At 73.2% G+C, this 15,185-nt stretch carries 14 protein-coding genes; 5 read left to right on the top strand and 9 right to left on the bottom strand.

The features are described 5' to 3' along the window. The first annotated feature begins 62 nt into the window (after positions 1-62). Entirely contained in the window at positions 63-923 is an 861-nt protein-coding gene (gene folP / locus ACFY0F_RS12525) for a dihydropteroate synthase (RefSeq protein ID WP_388792290.1), read from the top strand. A 393-nt stretch (positions 924-1,316) separates the two neighbouring features. Here folP and ACFY0F_RS12520 read toward each other — a convergent pair whose 3' ends face one another. Both ACFY0F_RS12520 and dapE read right to left on the bottom strand, forming a co-directional pair. Then, the gene (locus ACFY0F_RS12520; protein WP_388792288.1) at positions 1,317-2,075 is read right to left on the bottom strand and encodes a TIGR00730 family Rossman fold protein; all 759 of its coding nucleotides are present in this window, start codon (positions 2,073-2,075) and stop codon (positions 1,317-1,319) included. Between the two features lie 112 nt (positions 2,076-2,187). Next, positions 2,188-3,267, bottom strand: coding sequence for a succinyl-diaminopimelate desuccinylase (gene dapE, locus ACFY0F_RS12515; protein ID WP_388792286.1), 1,080 nt, complete (start codon positions 3,265-3,267; stop codon positions 2,188-2,190). Positions 3,268-3,446: 179 nt separating this feature from the next. On the opposite strand from dapE, the gene ACFY0F_RS12510 reads away from it, so the two are divergent. Further along, on the top strand, positions 3,447-4,388 hold the full coding sequence (locus ACFY0F_RS12510) for a heavy metal transporter (protein ID WP_388792284.1): 942 nt from the start codon (positions 3,447-3,449) through the stop codon (positions 4,386-4,388). A gap of 285 nt (positions 4,389-4,673) precedes the next feature. After that, entirely contained in the window at positions 4,674-5,180 is a 507-nt protein-coding gene (locus ACFY0F_RS12505) for an ATP-binding protein (RefSeq protein ID WP_388792282.1), read from the top strand. A gap of 99 nt (positions 5,181-5,279) precedes the next feature. Here the strand turns inward: ACFY0F_RS12505 and ACFY0F_RS12500 are convergent, their stop codons facing one another. Next, entirely contained in the window at positions 5,280-6,377 is a 1,098-nt protein-coding gene (locus ACFY0F_RS12500) for a bifunctional succinyldiaminopimelate transaminase/glutamate-prephenate aminotransferase (RefSeq protein ID WP_388792280.1), read from the bottom strand. A 105-nt stretch (positions 6,378-6,482) separates the two neighbouring features. After that, positions 6,483-6,803 carry a ferredoxin gene (gene fdxA / locus ACFY0F_RS12495; protein WP_030669097.1) on the bottom strand — a complete coding sequence of 107 codons (321 nt, stop codon included), beginning with the start codon at positions 6,801-6,803 and terminating at the stop codon, positions 6,483-6,485. A 140-nt stretch (positions 6,804-6,943) separates the two neighbouring features. Between fdxA and ACFY0F_RS12490 the strand changes: the two genes are divergently transcribed. Further along, on the top strand, positions 6,944-7,978 hold the full coding sequence (locus ACFY0F_RS12490) for a GNAT family N-acetyltransferase (RefSeq protein ID WP_388792277.1): 1,035 nt from the start codon (positions 6,944-6,946) through the stop codon (positions 7,976-7,978). Positions 7,979-7,996: 18 nt separating this feature from the next. Continuing rightward, the gene (locus ACFY0F_RS12485) at positions 7,997-8,848 is read left to right on the top strand and encodes a tetratricopeptide repeat protein (protein WP_388792275.1); all 852 of its coding nucleotides are present in this window, start codon (positions 7,997-7,999) and stop codon (positions 8,846-8,848) included. Between the two features lie 22 nt (positions 8,849-8,870). Here the strand turns inward: ACFY0F_RS12485 and ACFY0F_RS12480 are convergent, their stop codons facing one another. From ACFY0F_RS12480 to ACFY0F_RS12460, 5 genes are all read right to left on the bottom strand, one after another. Beyond that, on the bottom strand, positions 8,871-9,485 hold the full coding sequence (locus tag ACFY0F_RS12480; protein ID WP_388792273.1) for a DNA-binding response regulator: 615 nt from the start codon (positions 9,483-9,485) through the stop codon (positions 8,871-8,873). Beyond that, the gene (locus ACFY0F_RS12475) at positions 9,482-10,675 is read right to left on the bottom strand and encodes a sensor histidine kinase (RefSeq protein ID WP_388792427.1); all 1,194 of its coding nucleotides are present in this window, start codon (positions 10,673-10,675) and stop codon (positions 9,482-9,484) included. The genes ACFY0F_RS12480 and ACFY0F_RS12475 overlap by 4 nt, the downstream gene beginning before the upstream one ends. A gap of 5 nt (positions 10,676-10,680) precedes the next feature. Continuing rightward, complete coding sequence (locus ACFY0F_RS12470) at positions 10,681-11,421, bottom strand: ABC transporter permease (protein WP_388792272.1); 741 nt, start codon at positions 11,419-11,421, stop codon at positions 10,681-10,683. Further along, entirely contained in the window at positions 11,418-12,353 is a 936-nt protein-coding gene (locus ACFY0F_RS12465) for an ABC transporter ATP-binding protein (protein ID WP_388792270.1), read from the bottom strand. The genes ACFY0F_RS12470 and ACFY0F_RS12465 overlap by 4 nt, the downstream gene beginning before the upstream one ends. Before the next feature lie 359 nt (positions 12,354-12,712). Continuing rightward, the gene (locus tag ACFY0F_RS12460) at positions 12,713-15,055 is read right to left on the bottom strand and encodes a hypothetical protein (RefSeq protein WP_388792268.1); all 2,343 of its coding nucleotides are present in this window, start codon (positions 15,053-15,055) and stop codon (positions 12,713-12,715) included. Positions 15,056-15,185 lie beyond the last annotated feature (130 nt).

The following is a 15,185-nucleotide window of genomic DNA, read 5'->3' as shown; positions in this document are numbered from 1 at the left end:
AGGCTGACGGTTAGGGTCGCAGGCGGCTGCGGAGACGGACGTACTAGGAGAGGTCACAGGGGATGCTCAGGCTGGGCAGGCGGGAATTCGGGCCGCACGAGCCGGTGATCATGGCGATCGTGAACCGGACCCCGGACTCCTTCTACGACCAGGGGGCCACCTTCCGTGACGAGCCGGCCCTCGCGCGCGTGGAGCAGGCGGTGGCCGAGGGCGCCGCGATCATCGACATCGGCGGGGTGAAGGCCGGGCCCGGCGAGGAGGTGTCCGCGGTGGAGGAGGCGCGGCGCACGGTCGGGTTCGTCGCCCAGGTGCGGCGGCGGTTCCCCGACGTGGTCATCAGCGTGGACACCTGGCGGGCCGAGGTGGGGGCGGCGGTCTGCGAGGCCGGGGCGGATCTGCTCAACGACGCGTGGGGCGGGGTGGACCCGGGGCTGGCGGAGGTCGCGGCGCGGTACGGGGTGGGGCTGGTGTGCACGCACGCGGGTGGCGCCGAGCCGCGGACCCGGCCGCACCGGGTGACGTACGACGACGTCATGGCCGACATCCTGCGGGTGACGCTGGGGCTGGCCGAGCGGGCGGTCTCGCTCGGGGTGCCCCGGGAGTCGGTGCTGATCGATCCCGGCCACGACTTCGGGAAGAACACGCGGCACAGTCTGGAGGCGACGCGGCGGCTGGACGAGATGGTCGCCACGGGGTGGCCGGTGCTGGTGTCGCTGTCCAACAAGGACTTCGTCGGCGAGACGTTGGACCGACCGGTCAAGGAGCGGGTGGTGGGGACGCTGGCGACCACGGCCGTCTCGGCGTGGCTGGGGGCGCGGGTGTACCGGGTGCACGAGGTCGCGGAGACCCGGCAGGTGCTGGACATGGTGGCGTCGATCGCGGGCCACCGGCCCCCGGCGGTCGCCCGCCGGGGCCTGGCGTAGCCCACCGGGGGCCGCCTGCGCTTTCTCGCCCCCGCGGTGCCCCGGCCGGGGGCTGATGAGGCTTCCCGGCCCCGGCACGCCCCGGCCAGGCCCTCGCCCGCGGTTTCCTCGCCCCCGCCGCCCCTACCCTTCCCGTCCCCAGGTGCTCCGCCCCTTCGACCCCGCTGGGGGCTGCGCCCCCTGGACCCCCGCGGGGCTCCGCCCCTGCACCCCGCCGGGGCTCCGCCCCGGACCCCGTCGGCCTGAACGGCCTCGTCCTCAAACGCCGGACGGGCTGGATTGGATGGCCGCGCCTTCCAGCCGACCCGCACGGGTGGGTGGGTGGGCATAGGCCCGGGGGTCTGGGGGCGGAGCCCCCAGCAGGGCACGATGCCCACCCACCAAGACCCCGCGTCAGCGGCCCGCTTCCTTGGAGACCAGGGCCACCGCCTCGTCCACCTCGTCCGTGACGTGGAAGAGGAGGAGGTCCTTCTCCGCTGCCTTGCCCTGGGCCACCAGCGTGTTCTTCAGCCAGTCGACCAGACCGCCCCAGTACGCGCTGCCGAAGAGGACGATGGGGAAGCGGGTGACCTTCTGGGTCTGGACGAGGGTGAGGGCCTCGAAGAGTTCGTCGAGGGTGCCGAGGCCGCCGGGCAGCACCACGAAGCCCTGGGCGTACTTGACGAACATCATCTTGCGGACGAAGAAGTACCGGAAGTTGAGCCCGATGTCGACGTAGGGGTTGAGCCCCTGCTCGAAGGGCAGCTCGATGCCGAGGCCCACCGAGGTGCCGCCGGCCTCGCAGGCACCCTTGTTGGCCGCCTCCATGGCACCCGGGCCGCCCCCCGTGATGACCGCCCAGCCCGCCTGGACCAGGCCGCGGCCGAGGCGGACGCCGGCCTCGTACTCGGGTGAGTCCACGGGCGTCCGGGCCGAGCCGAACACGCTGATGGCGGGCGGGAGTTCGGCGAGGGTGCCGAAGCCCTCGATGAACTCCGACTGGATGCGCAGGACCCGCCAGGGATCCGTGTGCACCCAGTCGGTGGGGGCGCGCTCGTCCAGCAGACGCTGGTCCGTCGTGCTCGCGGTCACCTGTCCGCGCCGTCTCAGGACCGGTCCCAGCCGCTGCTCCTCCGGTGGCTGCTTCTTGCCCTCGGGGTTGCCGGTAGCCATGTGCGCTCCCTCCGCTTGCCGGGTCTTTCCGCCTCAGCGTAGATCGCCGGGGGTTACGGACGGGGGACGTGCGCGTGTCCGCCACGAAGCGGCGGCCGGGGCGCCCGTCCGGTCAGTCCGTGAGCCAGGCGCGCAGCCGTTCCTCACCCGCCAGGATCTTCCCTGTTCCGACTCGTTCGTCCCGCTTGTGCGCCAAGTGCGGGTTGCCGGGACCGTAGTTGACCGCGGGGACACCCAGGGCCGAGAACCGGGAGACGTCCGTCCAGCCGTACTTCGGCTGCGGGGTGCCGCCGACCGCCTCGATGAACCGGACCGCCGCCGGGTGGGACAGCCCCGGCAGCGCCCCGCCGCTGTGGTCGTCCACCACGAACTCCTCGACACCGCAGTCGGCGAAGACCTCGCGGACGTGCGCGACGGCCTCCTCCTGCGTACGGTCGGGCGCATAGCGGAAGTTGACCGTGACCACGCACTCGTCCGGGATGACGTTGCCGGCCACGCCGCCGCTGATCCCCACCGCGTTCAGGCCCTCGCGGTACTCCAGACCGTCGATGACGGGGTGGCGCGGCTCGTACGAGGCCAGGCGGGCCAGGACGGGGGCCGCCGCGTGGATCGCGTTGGAGCCCATCCAGGCGCGCGCCGAGTGGGCCCGCTCGCCCCTGGTCTTCAGCAGCACCCGCAGGGTGCCCTGGCAGCCGCCCTCGACCTGGCCGTCGGACGGTTCGAGGAGCACCGCGAAGTCGCCCGCCAGCCATTCCGGGTGGGCCTCGGCGACGTGCCGCAGGCCGTTGAGGTCGGCGGCGACCTCCTCGTTGTCGTAGAAGACGAAGGTGAGGTCGCGGTTGGGGGCCGGGACCGTCGCCGCGATGCGGAGCTGGACCGCGACGCCCGACTTCATGTCGCAGGTGCCGCAGCCCCACAGGACGCCGTCCTCGTCGAGGCGCGAGGGGACGTTGCCGGCGATGGGCACGGTGTCGATGTGGCCGGCCAGGATCACCCGTTCCGCCCGGCCGAGGTCGGTGCGGGCGATCACGTTGTTGCCGTACCGGTCGACCCTCAGGTGCGGCAGGGCACGCAGCGCGCTCTCGATCGCGTCCGCGAGCGGCTTCTCGGCACCGCTCTCGGAGCGGAAGTCGACCAGCCGCGCGGTGAGCGCGGCGGCGTCCAGAGTGAGGTCAAGCGTGGTGTCGGCCATGACTTCGACCCTAACCTGCCACCGGCACCCGGCTCGGGGACCACAGGGAGCTCCAGTACCTTGTACGGGTGCCAGAGCCGTCCCCAACTACCCCTGGCGTTCCCAGTGGTCCCGGCAGTCCGGGTACTCCGAACGCCCCCAAGCGCCGTGGCCGCCTCCTCCGTTTCGGGGCGGCCTTCGTGGTCCTCCTCGCCGTCGCGGGCTATCTCGTCGTCCAGTACGTCACCGGGGGCGGGGGCGCTCCGGGCTGCCGGGTCGTCTCGGCGAAGGGCGACGGGGCGTCCTACGAGTTCACCCCCGAACAGGCGGTGAACGCGGCGACGATCACCGCCGTCGGCACCGGACGCGGCATGCCCGAGCGGGCGGTGGCCATCGCGCTGGCGACCGCGCTGCAGGAGTCGGGGCTGCGCAACATAGAACACGGGGACCGCGACTCGCTGGGCCTGTTCCAGCAGCGGCCCTCGCAGGGCTGGGGCACCGAGAAGCAGATCATGGACCCGGCGTACGCGGCGGGCATCTTCTACGAGCACCTGGCCAAGGTCCCCGACTACGCGGAGCTGCCGCTCACCGTGGCCGCGCAACGCGTGCAGCGCAGCGGCTACCCGGAGGCGTACGCCAAGCACGAATCCGACGCCACGCTGCTCGCCGCCGCGCTGACCGGGCGCGCGGCGGCCACCCTGACCTGCGACGGCCGTCCGGGGACACAGGTCGCGGCGGTCGGCCCGGACGGGGTGCGCACCGCACTGGTGCGGGACTTCGGGCGCGACGCCCTGCAGGAGGCCGGCGCCGAGGTGAGCGACAAGGGGGCGGCGACGCCGTCGCCGAGCGTGACGGCCGAGGCGCACGGGCGGACGGTGACCGTGCCGGTGCCCGTCGACGTGCCGGCGCACGGCACGAACGGCCGGACGGAGCGGGCGAAGCGGACGGCGCGGGAGCGCGGCTGGCAGTTGGCACACTGGGCGGTGGCCAACTCCTCGGCCCTGCACATCGAGCGGGTGTCCTACGCCGGGCGCGAGTGGGCCGCCGGGAGCACGCGGAGCCGGTGGCGCAGCACCGGGTCCACGAGCGCCGGCGGCGCCGGGACGGCGACGGATGCCGTGCGGATCGTGACCGGGCAGTAGTACGGGAACTCACCCGTCGGGGTCATGCGGTGCGGGTCGGGGGTGCGGGTGCGCAGGTTTTCGCGCGGTCACCCTCCGGCTCGCCGAACCCTTGCGAAAAAAGGGCCGTAAGGTTTCTGCAAGGCACCCCTCGGAACACCTTTCGCCCGCTTTTATCCACAGCAGATAATGCGATGCGTTATCAATTCGTTACCCGTCGCCTCCGCAACCTTCGCGGGACTCGTGCGGTATTCACTGCGTCCGAGTCCGGACGATCAGTTCATTTCCCTTCCGCGAAGGAGCATCATGTCCCTCCCCCTGACCCGCCGGATCGCCCGTGCCGCGCTGCTTGTCGCAGCGGGAGCGGCCGCCGGGGTCGGTGCGGCCGGCTCCGCCGGCGCGGCCACGAACCTGCCTGCCACCCCGAACACCGGCGGGCTGACCGCACTGGACGGGGCCAGCGCCGGCAACGCCATCGACAGCACCACGCAGAACGTCACCGGGGTCGCGGGTGAGACCGGTGGCCAGGCGGTCAAGAAGGCGGTGCCCGCCGCGGGCAAGACCGGCGGCAAGCTTCTGAAGAAGGCGACGCCGGCGGCGCAGCGGACCGCCGGGGAAGTGGCGGGAACCACCGGCGGTGTCGTGGGCGACACCGCTTCCACGGCCACCAAGGGCGGGCTGCCGACGGGTTCCCTCACCAAGGGCGGGGTGCCGGGGGCGTCGCTCCCGGTGGCCAAGGGCGGCCTGCCGACGTCCTCGCTCCCGGCCGCGTCGCTGCCGAGCACCAAGGGCGTGCCCCAGCTCGGCGCCTGAGTCCGGCTGCCGATCTTCGCGGCGAAGGGGCCCGGGATGTCTCCCGGGCCCCTTCGCCCTGTGCCGCCCGCGTCTGCGGCATGATCCGCCGGACAGGCCCTAGTCGGTCAGCCTGCGCACCGCGGCCGCGATCCGCTCGTCCGTCGCCGTCAGGGCGACGCGGACGAACTTCTCGCCCGCCGGGCCGTAGAAGTCGCCCGGGGCGACGAGGATGCCGAGGTCGGCCAGGTGGGCGACCGTGGCCCAGCAGGACTCGTCGCGGGTGGCCCACAGGTAGAGGCTGGCCTCGCTGTGCTCGATGCGGAAGCCGTGGGCGAGGAGGGCGTCACGCAGGGCGGTGCGGCGGGCCGCGTAGCGCTCGCGCTGCTCGTGGACATGGGTGTCGTCGCCCAGCGCCGCCACGACGGCCGCCTGGGTGGGGGCGGAGGTCATCATGCCGCCGTGCTTGCGGATCTCCAGCAGCGGGCCCAGGACGGCCGGATCGCCGGCCAGGAAGGCCGCGCGGTAGCCCGCCAGGTTGGAGCGCTTGGACAGCGAGTGGACGGCCACGATGCCGTCGTACGAGCCGCCGTTCACCTCCGGGTGCAGGACCGAGACCGGGTCGGCCTCCCAGCCCAGCTCCAGGTAGCACTCGTCGGAGACCAGCAGCACGCCGTGCTCGCGGGCCCAGGCGACGATCCGGGTCAGCTCGTCCTTCGCCAGCACCTGTCCGGTGGGGTTGGAGGGTGAGTTCAGCCAGAGCAGCTTGAGGCCCTCGGGGTCCAGCTGAGTGGGATCGTCGTACGCCTCGTACTCGGCCCGGGCCAGGCGGGCGCCGACCTCGTACGTCGGATAGGCCAGACGGGGGAAGGCGACCCTGTCACCGGGGCCCAGGCCCAGCTGGGTGGGGAGCCAGGCCACCAGCTCCTTGGAGCCGACGATCGGCAGCACGTGGCGGTGGGTCACCCCACGGGCACCGAGGCGGCGCTCGACCCAGCCCGTGATCGCGTCGCGCAGCGCCGGGGTGCCCCAGACCGTCGGGTAGCCCGGGGAGTCGGCCGCGGCGATCAGGGCCTTCTGGACGATCTCGGGGACCGGGTCCACCGGCGTGCCGACCGAGAGGTCGACTATGCCGTCCGGGTGGGCCGCGGCCGTCTTCTTGTAGGGCTCCAGCTTGTCCCAGGGGAAGGTCGGGAGCCGGTCGGAGACTGCGGACACGGGGATCTGGCTCACTTTCTGCTTCGGCGAACGCCTCGGTCCCGTACGGCGGCGATCAGGGCGATCGTGCCGTACGGGACCGAAGGAGCGCGGATGCGGCCGCTCTTACTGGTTCTGCGGCGGCAGCGCGGCGATGAAGGGGTGGTCCCGCTCGATCAGCCCCAGCTTGCTTGCGCCGCCCGGGGAGCCGAGCTCGTCGAAGAACTCGACGTTCGCCTTGTAGTAGTCCTTCCACTCCTCCGGAGTGTCGTCCTCGTAGAAGATCGCCTCGACCGGGCAGACCGGCTCACAGGCACCACAGTCGACGCATTCGTCCGGGTGGATGTACAAGGACCGCTGGCCCTCGTAGATGCAGTCGACCGGGCACTCCTCGATGCACGCCTTGTCCTTGACGTCGACACAAGGCTGCGCGATGACGTAGGTCACGCTGTCGTTCCTCCTCGATAGGGCGCTGGCGGGCCTCCTCAGGCTCCGCCGCCTGGCGCGCGGGAGCGCGGCGTCGTCGATGCCCGCCCCTAGTATCTCCGTTCCTGGGCATGATCCGAACAGGAGGGGTGAACTGACCTGTGGAAATCTCGGCCGCTGGGCACTTCACAGTCCGTGTCACCGCTGCTGACGTGGGCAAACGAGTCTCCGTACGGCGCTTGAGGGACACTGAGGCGTCGGAGGAGAAGTTCACCGACACGGTGGGTGTTCTCACATCATGGGACGACGGCGTGCTGCTGATCACACAGCGGAACGGCGAGAGCGTCCGGATTCCGGAATCCGCGCTGGTCGCGGGCAAGGTGGTCCCGGCCGCCCCGGCGCGTCGGCGGGGCCCGTCCGCCACATACTCCGAGCTGGCGCACGTCGCGTCCCGGGCGTGGCGTCCGGTGGAGAGCGAGCGGCTCGGCGAGTGGGAACTGAGGGCCGCCGACGGGTTCACCAGGCGGGCGAACAGCGTGTTGCCGGCCGGCGATCCCGGGCTGCCCCTCGACGAAGCCCTGGCGGCCGTACGACGCTGGTACGGCGAGCGCGGGCTCCCCGCGTACATCCAGACCGCCACCGGCGCCGAGGGCACCCAGGAGCTGCTCTGCGCGGAGCTGGAGCGGCGCGGCTGGGTGCGCGAGGTCAGTGCCGAGCTGTGGATCGGCGCGCCGGCGCCGGTCGCCGACCGGGCCGAGGGCATCGAGGTGGCGCTGGCGCGGGAGGCGGACGAGGCGTGGCTGGCGCGGTATCAGCGCAAAGGGGTGAGTGAGGTGGCCCTGAAGGTGCTGGGCGCGGGGCCGTCGGTGTGGTTCGCGACGGTTCCCCCGGACCCACGGGAGGGCGGTGGCGCACCGCTCGCCATCGGCCGGTGCGTCGTGGACGGGCGGTGGGCCGGTTTCGCCGCCGTCGAGGTGGACCCGGCCGTACGGCGGCGCGGGCTGGCCACGGCCGTGATGGCCGCCCTCGCACGCCGGGCCATGGAGGAGGGCGCCTCGGCGGCCTGGCTGCAGGTCGAGACGGACAACGAGGCCGCCCGGGCGCTGTACGCCGGGCTGGGCTTCTCGGCGCACCACGCGTACCACCACTACCGCGCGCCGGAGGACCCCGCCGGCCCGCGGCACGGATCGGTCTGAACGGGGCAGGTGCCTGTCATGAGTGCCCCCTATCCCCCACCGCCCGGGCGGACCGTCGAGCTGCGGCAGCGGTTCGCCGAGGAGGCGCGGTCCGAGCGGCCCGACCTGTCGGCGCTGTGCCTGCTGCTCGCCGCGCAGGCGGACGGCTCCCTGGACGAGGCCGGCCTGGACGCGGCGCAGGTGGAGCTGGACCGGCTGGCGGGAGAGCTGCCGTTCCGGCCGGGTGGTCCGCACGCGTGGGCGGTGGCGCTGTGCGAGCTGCTCGGCGACCGGTACGGGTTCCGGGGCTGTGCCGCGGACTACCAGCGGCTGGAGTCCTCGCTGCTGCACGAGGTGCTGCGGCGGCGGCGCGGGCTGCCGATCCTGTTGTCGGTGGTGTGGATGGAGGTCGCCCGGCGGGCCGGGGCGCCGGTGTACGGGGTCGCGCTGCCGGGCCACTTCGTGGTGGGGCTGGGAACGGCCGCGGAGCAGGTGCTCGCCGATCCGTTCGACGGCGGGCGGGTGCTGACCGGGCCCGACGCCGAGTTGCTGGTGGCCGGGGCGACGGGGGCCCCGCTGGATCCGGCGATGCTGGTGCCCGCGGCGCCCTTGGAGGTGGTGACGCGGATCCTGAACAACGTCCGGGCGTGGGCGGCGGCCCGGCCGGAGCGGTCGGATGTGGGGCTGTGGGCCGTGGAGTTGTCGTTGCTGCTGCCGTCCCATCCGGCCCGGCTGCGCTATGAACGGGCGCAACTGCTGGTGCAGCGAGGGGACTTCACCGAGGGCGCGGCCGAACTCGACGCCTATGCCGAGCTGGTGGAAGTGGTGGACGAGACGGCCGCGGACCGGGTACGGCAGCAGGCGCACGCGGCGCGGGCGATGCTGAACTGACCGCCGGCGCGGGTCCGGGGCGTTACAGCCAGCCCTTCTCCCGTGCGATCCGGACCGCCTCCGCCCTGTTGCGTACCGCGAGCTTCTGGATCGCCGTGGAGAGGTAGTTGCGTACGGTCCCCTGGGACAGGTGCAGGGCGGCCGCCAGTTCCGCGTTGGTGGAGCCGTCGGCAGCGGCGCGCAGGACCTCGCGTTCGCGGTCGGTGAGGGGGTTTGCGCCCTCGGCGAGGGCCGCCGCGGCGAGGGTGGGGTCGATGACGCGTTCGCCGGCCAGCACCTTGCGCACCGCCGCGGCGAGCTGGGCTGCGGGGGCGTCCTTGACCAGGAAGGCGTCGGCGCCCGCCTCCATGGCGCTGCGCAGGTAGCCGGGCCGTCCGAAGGTGGTGAGCACGACCAGCTTGACCGCGGGCAGCTCCTTGTGGACCTGGGCGGCGGCCTCGATGCCGGTGCAGCCCGGCATCTCTATGTCGAGCAGGGCGACGTCCACGCCGTGCTCGCGGGCGGCGGCCAGCACCTCGTCCCCGCGCGACACCTGGGCGACGACGTCGATGTCGTCCTCGAGGCCGAGCAGAGCGGCCAGCGCCTCCCGGACCATCGACTGGTCCTCGGCGAGGAGGACCTTGATCGTGCTGCTCATGCCCCGGATATTACGTCCCCGGCGGTGGGCGCGGGTACACGGGCGACCAGCCGGAAACCCCGTCTGCCCCGGCCCGCCTCGAGGGTGCCGCCGGCCTTCTCCAGACGCTCGGTCAGGCCGGTGAGCCCGTTGCCGGGCCCCTTGCCCGAACCGCCCGATCCGTCGTCCTCGACGGCGAGTTCGAGGACGGGGCCGTCCAGGGTCTGGCGGCGCAAAACCTCCACCGTGCAGCGGTCGGCGCCGCTGTGCCGTACGACGTTGGTGACCGCCTCGCGCAGCGCCCAGGCGAGGGCGGCCTCGGTCTCCTCGGGGATGCCCGCGAGGTCGGGTTCGGCGGGCACCTCGGCGACGACCCCGGCGGCGGTCAGGGCGACCTGGGCACCGGCCAGTTCGGCCGCCAGGCGCGGACGCCGGTAGCCGGTGACCGCCTCCCGTACGTCCACCAGTGCCTGGCGGCTGACCTGTTCGATGTCGGCGACCTGCTGGGCGGCCTTGTCGGGGTGGTCGGGGAGCATCCGGCCCGCCAGCTCGCTCTTCAGGGTGATCAGGGACAGCGAGTGGCCGAGCAGGTCGTGCAGATCGCGGGCGAGGCGCAGCCGTTCCTCGTTGGCGGCGAGCTGGGCGACGGTGACCCGGGCCTTGCGCAACTCCACGGTCGTGCGGACGAGTTGCCGCACCCCGGTCATGGAGTAGCCGACGAGCAGCACGACGAGGAACAGGCCCCAGGCGGTGTCCGGACCGACGCGCAGCCCGACCAGGATCATCGCGACGGTGGTCGCCGGGATCGTCCAGTACGCCGTGCGCAGCGGGAGGGTCGCCCCGCACGTGACCGAGACGTACACGAACAGGCCGAGCCAGTGTTCGCCCAGGGTGAGGTTCAGGACCACGGCCAGCACGAAGAGCACGGCTACCAGGGACCCGACGACCCGCCCGGGCAATGGCTGCCCCATGTTGCGGAAGACCAGGCCCAGGTAGATCCCGGTGAAGGTGACGAGCCCCGTCCCGCCGGCCGCGGTGGCGCCGGCGGTGTGGTGGCCCCCGGCCAGGTCGCTCACCGGGGAGGCGAGGAAGACCAGCCAGGGGACGATCCACACCAGTTTGCGCATGGCCTCGGTCATGTTGCGGGGCGCCTCGCCCATGCGCACGAGCCGCTCCGCCGGGATCTCGTCCGACCGTCGGTCTTCCGTCATCGTGCTCACGCCTTCAGCGTGTCCTTCCGGTACAGCCAGGCCGCGCCGCCCGCGAAGAGGAGGAAGTAGACGGCGAGGACGGCGATGTCCTGGGTGTGCGGGGCCTGGCTCTGTTCGATCGCCCGTCCGAGGGCAGCGTACGCGTGCGTGGGCAGCCACTTGGCGATGTTCTGCAGCCAGGTCGGGAAGCTGGAGGACGGGAACCACAGGCCGCCGAGGATCGACAGACCGAAGTAGATGATCATCGTGAGCGGGCGGACCGCGTCCCCGGAGGCGAGGTAGCCGATGGCGACGCCGAGCGCGGCGAAGACGAGGCTGCCGGCCCAGATGGCACCCGTCAGGGCCAACCACTGCCAGGCGTTGAGGCGTACGTCCTTCACGGCGGCGGCGACCAGGAAGACGACCACGATGGACGGCAGGCTGACGACCGCGGCACTGGCGGTCTTGGCGAGGACGTACCCCCGCCCGGGCAGCGTGGTGAGCCGCAGCTGCCGCACCCAGCCGCTCTCCCGCTCCTTGGCGATCCGCTCGCTGTTGCCCATCAGCACGGCGGTCAGGGCGCCGAAGGAGGCCATGGAGACCATGACGTACGCCCCGACGGTCAGACCGGTGCCGTCGATCTTGCCGTGGGTGCCGTTCTGGTTCGAGGCGAGCAGGAAGATGACCGAGGGGTAGATCACCGAGAAGAACAGGAACTTGCGGTTGCGCAGGGAGCGGGCGAGTTCCAGTCTGATGAGGCTCTTCACGACTGCGTGTCCTCCTTGGCCTCTTCGGCCTCGGTGATGGCGACGAACGCCTGCTCGAGTCCGAGCCCGGCGACTTCGAGGTTGCGGGGGTAGACGCCCAGGCCGTACAGGGCGTGCACGGTGGCGTCGGCGTCGGTGGACTGGATGCGTACGGTCTGGCCCGATATGCCGATCGTGCTCAGGAACGGCAGGCCGCGCAGGGCGGTCTCGTCGATCTCGCCCTCCAGGTCGAAGGAGACACGGCGGGCGCCCGCCTTGGCCTTGATCTCGGCGGCGGTGCCGTCGGCCAGGAGCCGGCCCCGGTGCAGGACCAGGACGCGGTCGGCGATGGCGTCGGCCTCTTCCAGGTAGTGCGTGGCGAACAGCACGGTCCGCCCCTGGTCGGCCTGCTCGCGCATGGTGGCCCAGAATGCCTGGCGGGCGGAGACGTCCATACCGGTGGTCGGCTCGTCCAGGACGATCAGGTCGCTGTCGCCGGCGGTGGCGAGGGCGAAGCGGACGCGCTGGGCCTGGCCGCCGGAGAGTTTGTTGACCTTGCGGTCGGCGATCTGGGTGATGCCGGCGCGGGCGAGCACGTCGGTGACCTTGTACGGCCGCGGGTGCAGATCGCAGGCGAGCCGGACCAGCTCGGCGACGGTGACCTCGTCCATCAGCCCGCCGCTCTGCAGCATGGCCCCGACGCGTCCGGCGACGATCGCCTCGCGCGGGCTGGTGCCGAAGACGCTGACCGTGCCGCCGTCGGCCTGCTTGAGGCCCAGCAGCAGGTCGAGGGTGGTGGACTTGCCGGCGCCGTTCGGGCCCAGGAGGGCCACGGTCTCGCCCGGGTGCAGCCGCAGCGAGAGCCCGTCCACGGCCCGGGTGCTCCCGTACGTCTTGCTCACCTGATCGAACCCGACCACCGGGGTGCCGGTGGTCGCCGCTGTCGTTGTCATGACGTACATGCTGGCCCCGGCGGCCGGTGCGCCGTCAGTGTCGGCGGTCCCGAGTGCCGGATGACAGATGTCATGCGACGGGTGTGACTGGATGTGAGGGAGGGGCGGGGGGGGGGGCGGGGGGGGGGGGGGCCCCCCCCCGGCCCCGGGGGGGGGGGGGGGGCCCCCCGGCCCCCCCGGGGGGGGGGGGGGGGGGGGCGGCCCCCCCGGGGCCCCCCCCGCCGCGCCCCCCCCCGGCGGCGGCCCCCCCCCCCCCGCCGCGCGGGGGGGGGGGGGGGGCGGGCGGGGGCGGGCCCCCGCCGGGCCCCCCCCCCCCCCCGCCCCCCCCCCCCCCCTCCCTCACGTCGGCCGGACAGGCCCTAGCTGGGATTCGTGTCGATGACCGCGATCCGGTTGGTCCTGCTCATCAGCGCGGTGCGCAGGTTGAGGTAGATCTCCTCGGGCGTGAGGGGCGTCTTCTTGCCGTCGGCCCGGGTGATCAGCACGCCGTCGAACGTCTGGCCGTACAGCTTCTTCAGGGCGGCCAGGTCGGGCTTGTCGACCAGCTTCCCGTCGACCGCCGTCACCCTGAGGAACTTCCACAGCGAGTTCTGCGGGCTCATCGGGATCGAGTGCGCGGCGTCCGTCTGCACGGTCACGTTCGCCGACATCGCCGGCTCCGCGAACTGCTTCATCATCCGGTCGACCTCGGCGTTGGAGACCGTCGGCTGCTTGGTGGTCGTCGGCACGGTCACCGGAGTCGCCGTGCCCGTCTCCACCTCCGCGCGGTAGGCCTCCCGGACCGCCTGTGTCGACCGGCCGGCGTCGATGGCCTTGCCCGCCTTGCCGTAGACCGCGACGGCCTTCCCGGGCTCGAACTTGATCGTGCCCTCGGTGACCGAGCCGGAGCCGCCGCCCGCGGCCTGGAGGGCCGCCTGGAGCTTCTCCCCGTCGACCGGCATGGCCGGCTCGACGACCCGCTTCTGGCCGAAGAGGGAGCCGATCACGGAGACGGGGTTGTAGTCGCTCTTCGCCGCCGCGCCGACCGTCGACTGGAAGTCGAACTGCAGTCCCGCCTTGTCCGGCGTGAGGGAGACCGTCTTGCCGCCCACCGACAGCTTCAGCGGCTTGTTCACTTTGTCGCCGAAGGCGTCGTCGAGCTTCTTGACCGCGTCGTCACGGGTGCCGCCGCCGATGTCGACGCCGAGCACGGTGGTGCCCTTGGGCACGTCGGAGTGGTTCATCAGCAGGCCGGCGCCGTAGGCGACACCGGCGACCATGACCACGCCGCCGCCGAGCAGCACCAGCTTGCTGCGGCCCTTCTTCTGCTTCTTGGGCTTGCTCTCCGCCGCCTTCTGCGCGGCCGGCTCGGGCAGCTTGGGGGGCGTGGGCGACTGCGGTCCACCGGTACGCGCACCCGGTCCGAACGGGGAGTCGCCACCCGACGGGACGACGGGCATGCCGCTGGTGACGGTGTGCCCGGAGACGTTCTCCGCCGGGGGGCGGTATCCGGGCGTGCCGGGCTCGGGCGCCGGCTTCTGCGGGGTGAGGATCGCCGTGTCGTCGCTCATGCCGCCACCCGGGCCGCGTCCCTGGGCGGAGCCGGGGCCCTGCCCGGGGCCGGGGGCCGTACGGGGGCCGCCCGGGGCCGTACGGGTGGCGCCGGGGGCCGTGCGGGCGGCGCCGGGGCCGGGGCCGCTGAAGTTCTCCGGGGTCTCGAACGCGGTGCCGGGCTGCATGCCGAGGTCGCCCAGGCCGCCCTGTCCGCCGCCGACGGGGGGCACCAGCGGGCCGTCGCCGGTGACCGGACCACCGGTCGGGCCGGCGGGCCCGTTGAAGGTGCCGGGGCCACCGGGGCCGGCCTGGCCGCCCTGACCGTTCGTACCGGTGGGGCCGTTCTGGCCGCCGCGGCCGTTCTCCGCGAAGTACGGCAGTTCGGCACGCCGCGGCTCGCCCCTGTCCCCCGGTCCGGAGGATGAGCCGGAGCCGGGGCGAGTTCCGTTGCCGCTGCCCAGCGGGCCCGCGGCCAGCGCCTCGGTCACGTCGAAGGAACCGGTGCCGCCGCCGTGCCCGGGAGCCACGGGACCACCGGTGGCGCCGGGAAGCCCCGCGCCGTTCGTCCCGCCCGACCGGGAAGCACCCGGCACGCTCATCGAACCGACCACACCGCCGGGGCGCCCGGCACCCGGACGCGCACCGCCCACGGGAGCGGAACCGTTCGGACGCGCACCACCGCCCGGGGCGTCCGGGCCCGGCGCCGTCGTACCGCCGGCGGCGGAACCGCCCGGCAGACCGGCGCCGTTCGTGCCGCCGCCGCCCTGACCGCCCTTGCCCGCGCCGGACTTGCGGGGCGCGAACCAGTCGCTGGCCTTCTCGTCGGCCGGCGCCGCGGGGTCGGCGGGCGGCGCGACGGTGCCCGTGGACATCGTGGTGGCGGCCGCGGGCTGCGGCTCGGCGGCCGTGTCGTCGGTGCCCTTCTCGGCGTCCGCGACGGGCGTGCGCATCACGACCGGCGGGATCGGCCTGGATCCGGGGATGTTGATCCGGATCCGGGTCGTCAGGGTGGTCTCGGTCTTGCGCTCCTCCGGCTGCGCGGCCGAACGGCCCGCGTCCGTACCGCCGTCGGAAACCATGGGGGTTCCGTACGGCGGCGTGCCCGAAGGGTATGCGGCTCCGCCGCGCCCGTTGGGGCCGGAGGACGGAGTGTCAGTTTCACGACTCAAGGCAGGTTCTCCCGGTTGGCTCCGCCGCCCGCGTTACGACCTCTCTCGGGCGACTCGGCGGCGCGCACCACCATACTGGCCACTTCTGGCGCTTATCCCACGACCGCTGGGAAACCCACACGGGACTCGC

Origin of the sequence: Streptomyces sp. NPDC001544 (assembly GCF_042894285.1) — a bacterium.
GTDB lineage: Bacteria > Actinomycetota > Actinomycetes > Streptomycetales > Streptomycetaceae > Streptomyces.
Note: the sequence above shows the minus strand (reverse complement) of the source record. Positions and strands in the feature narration are given on the sequence as shown.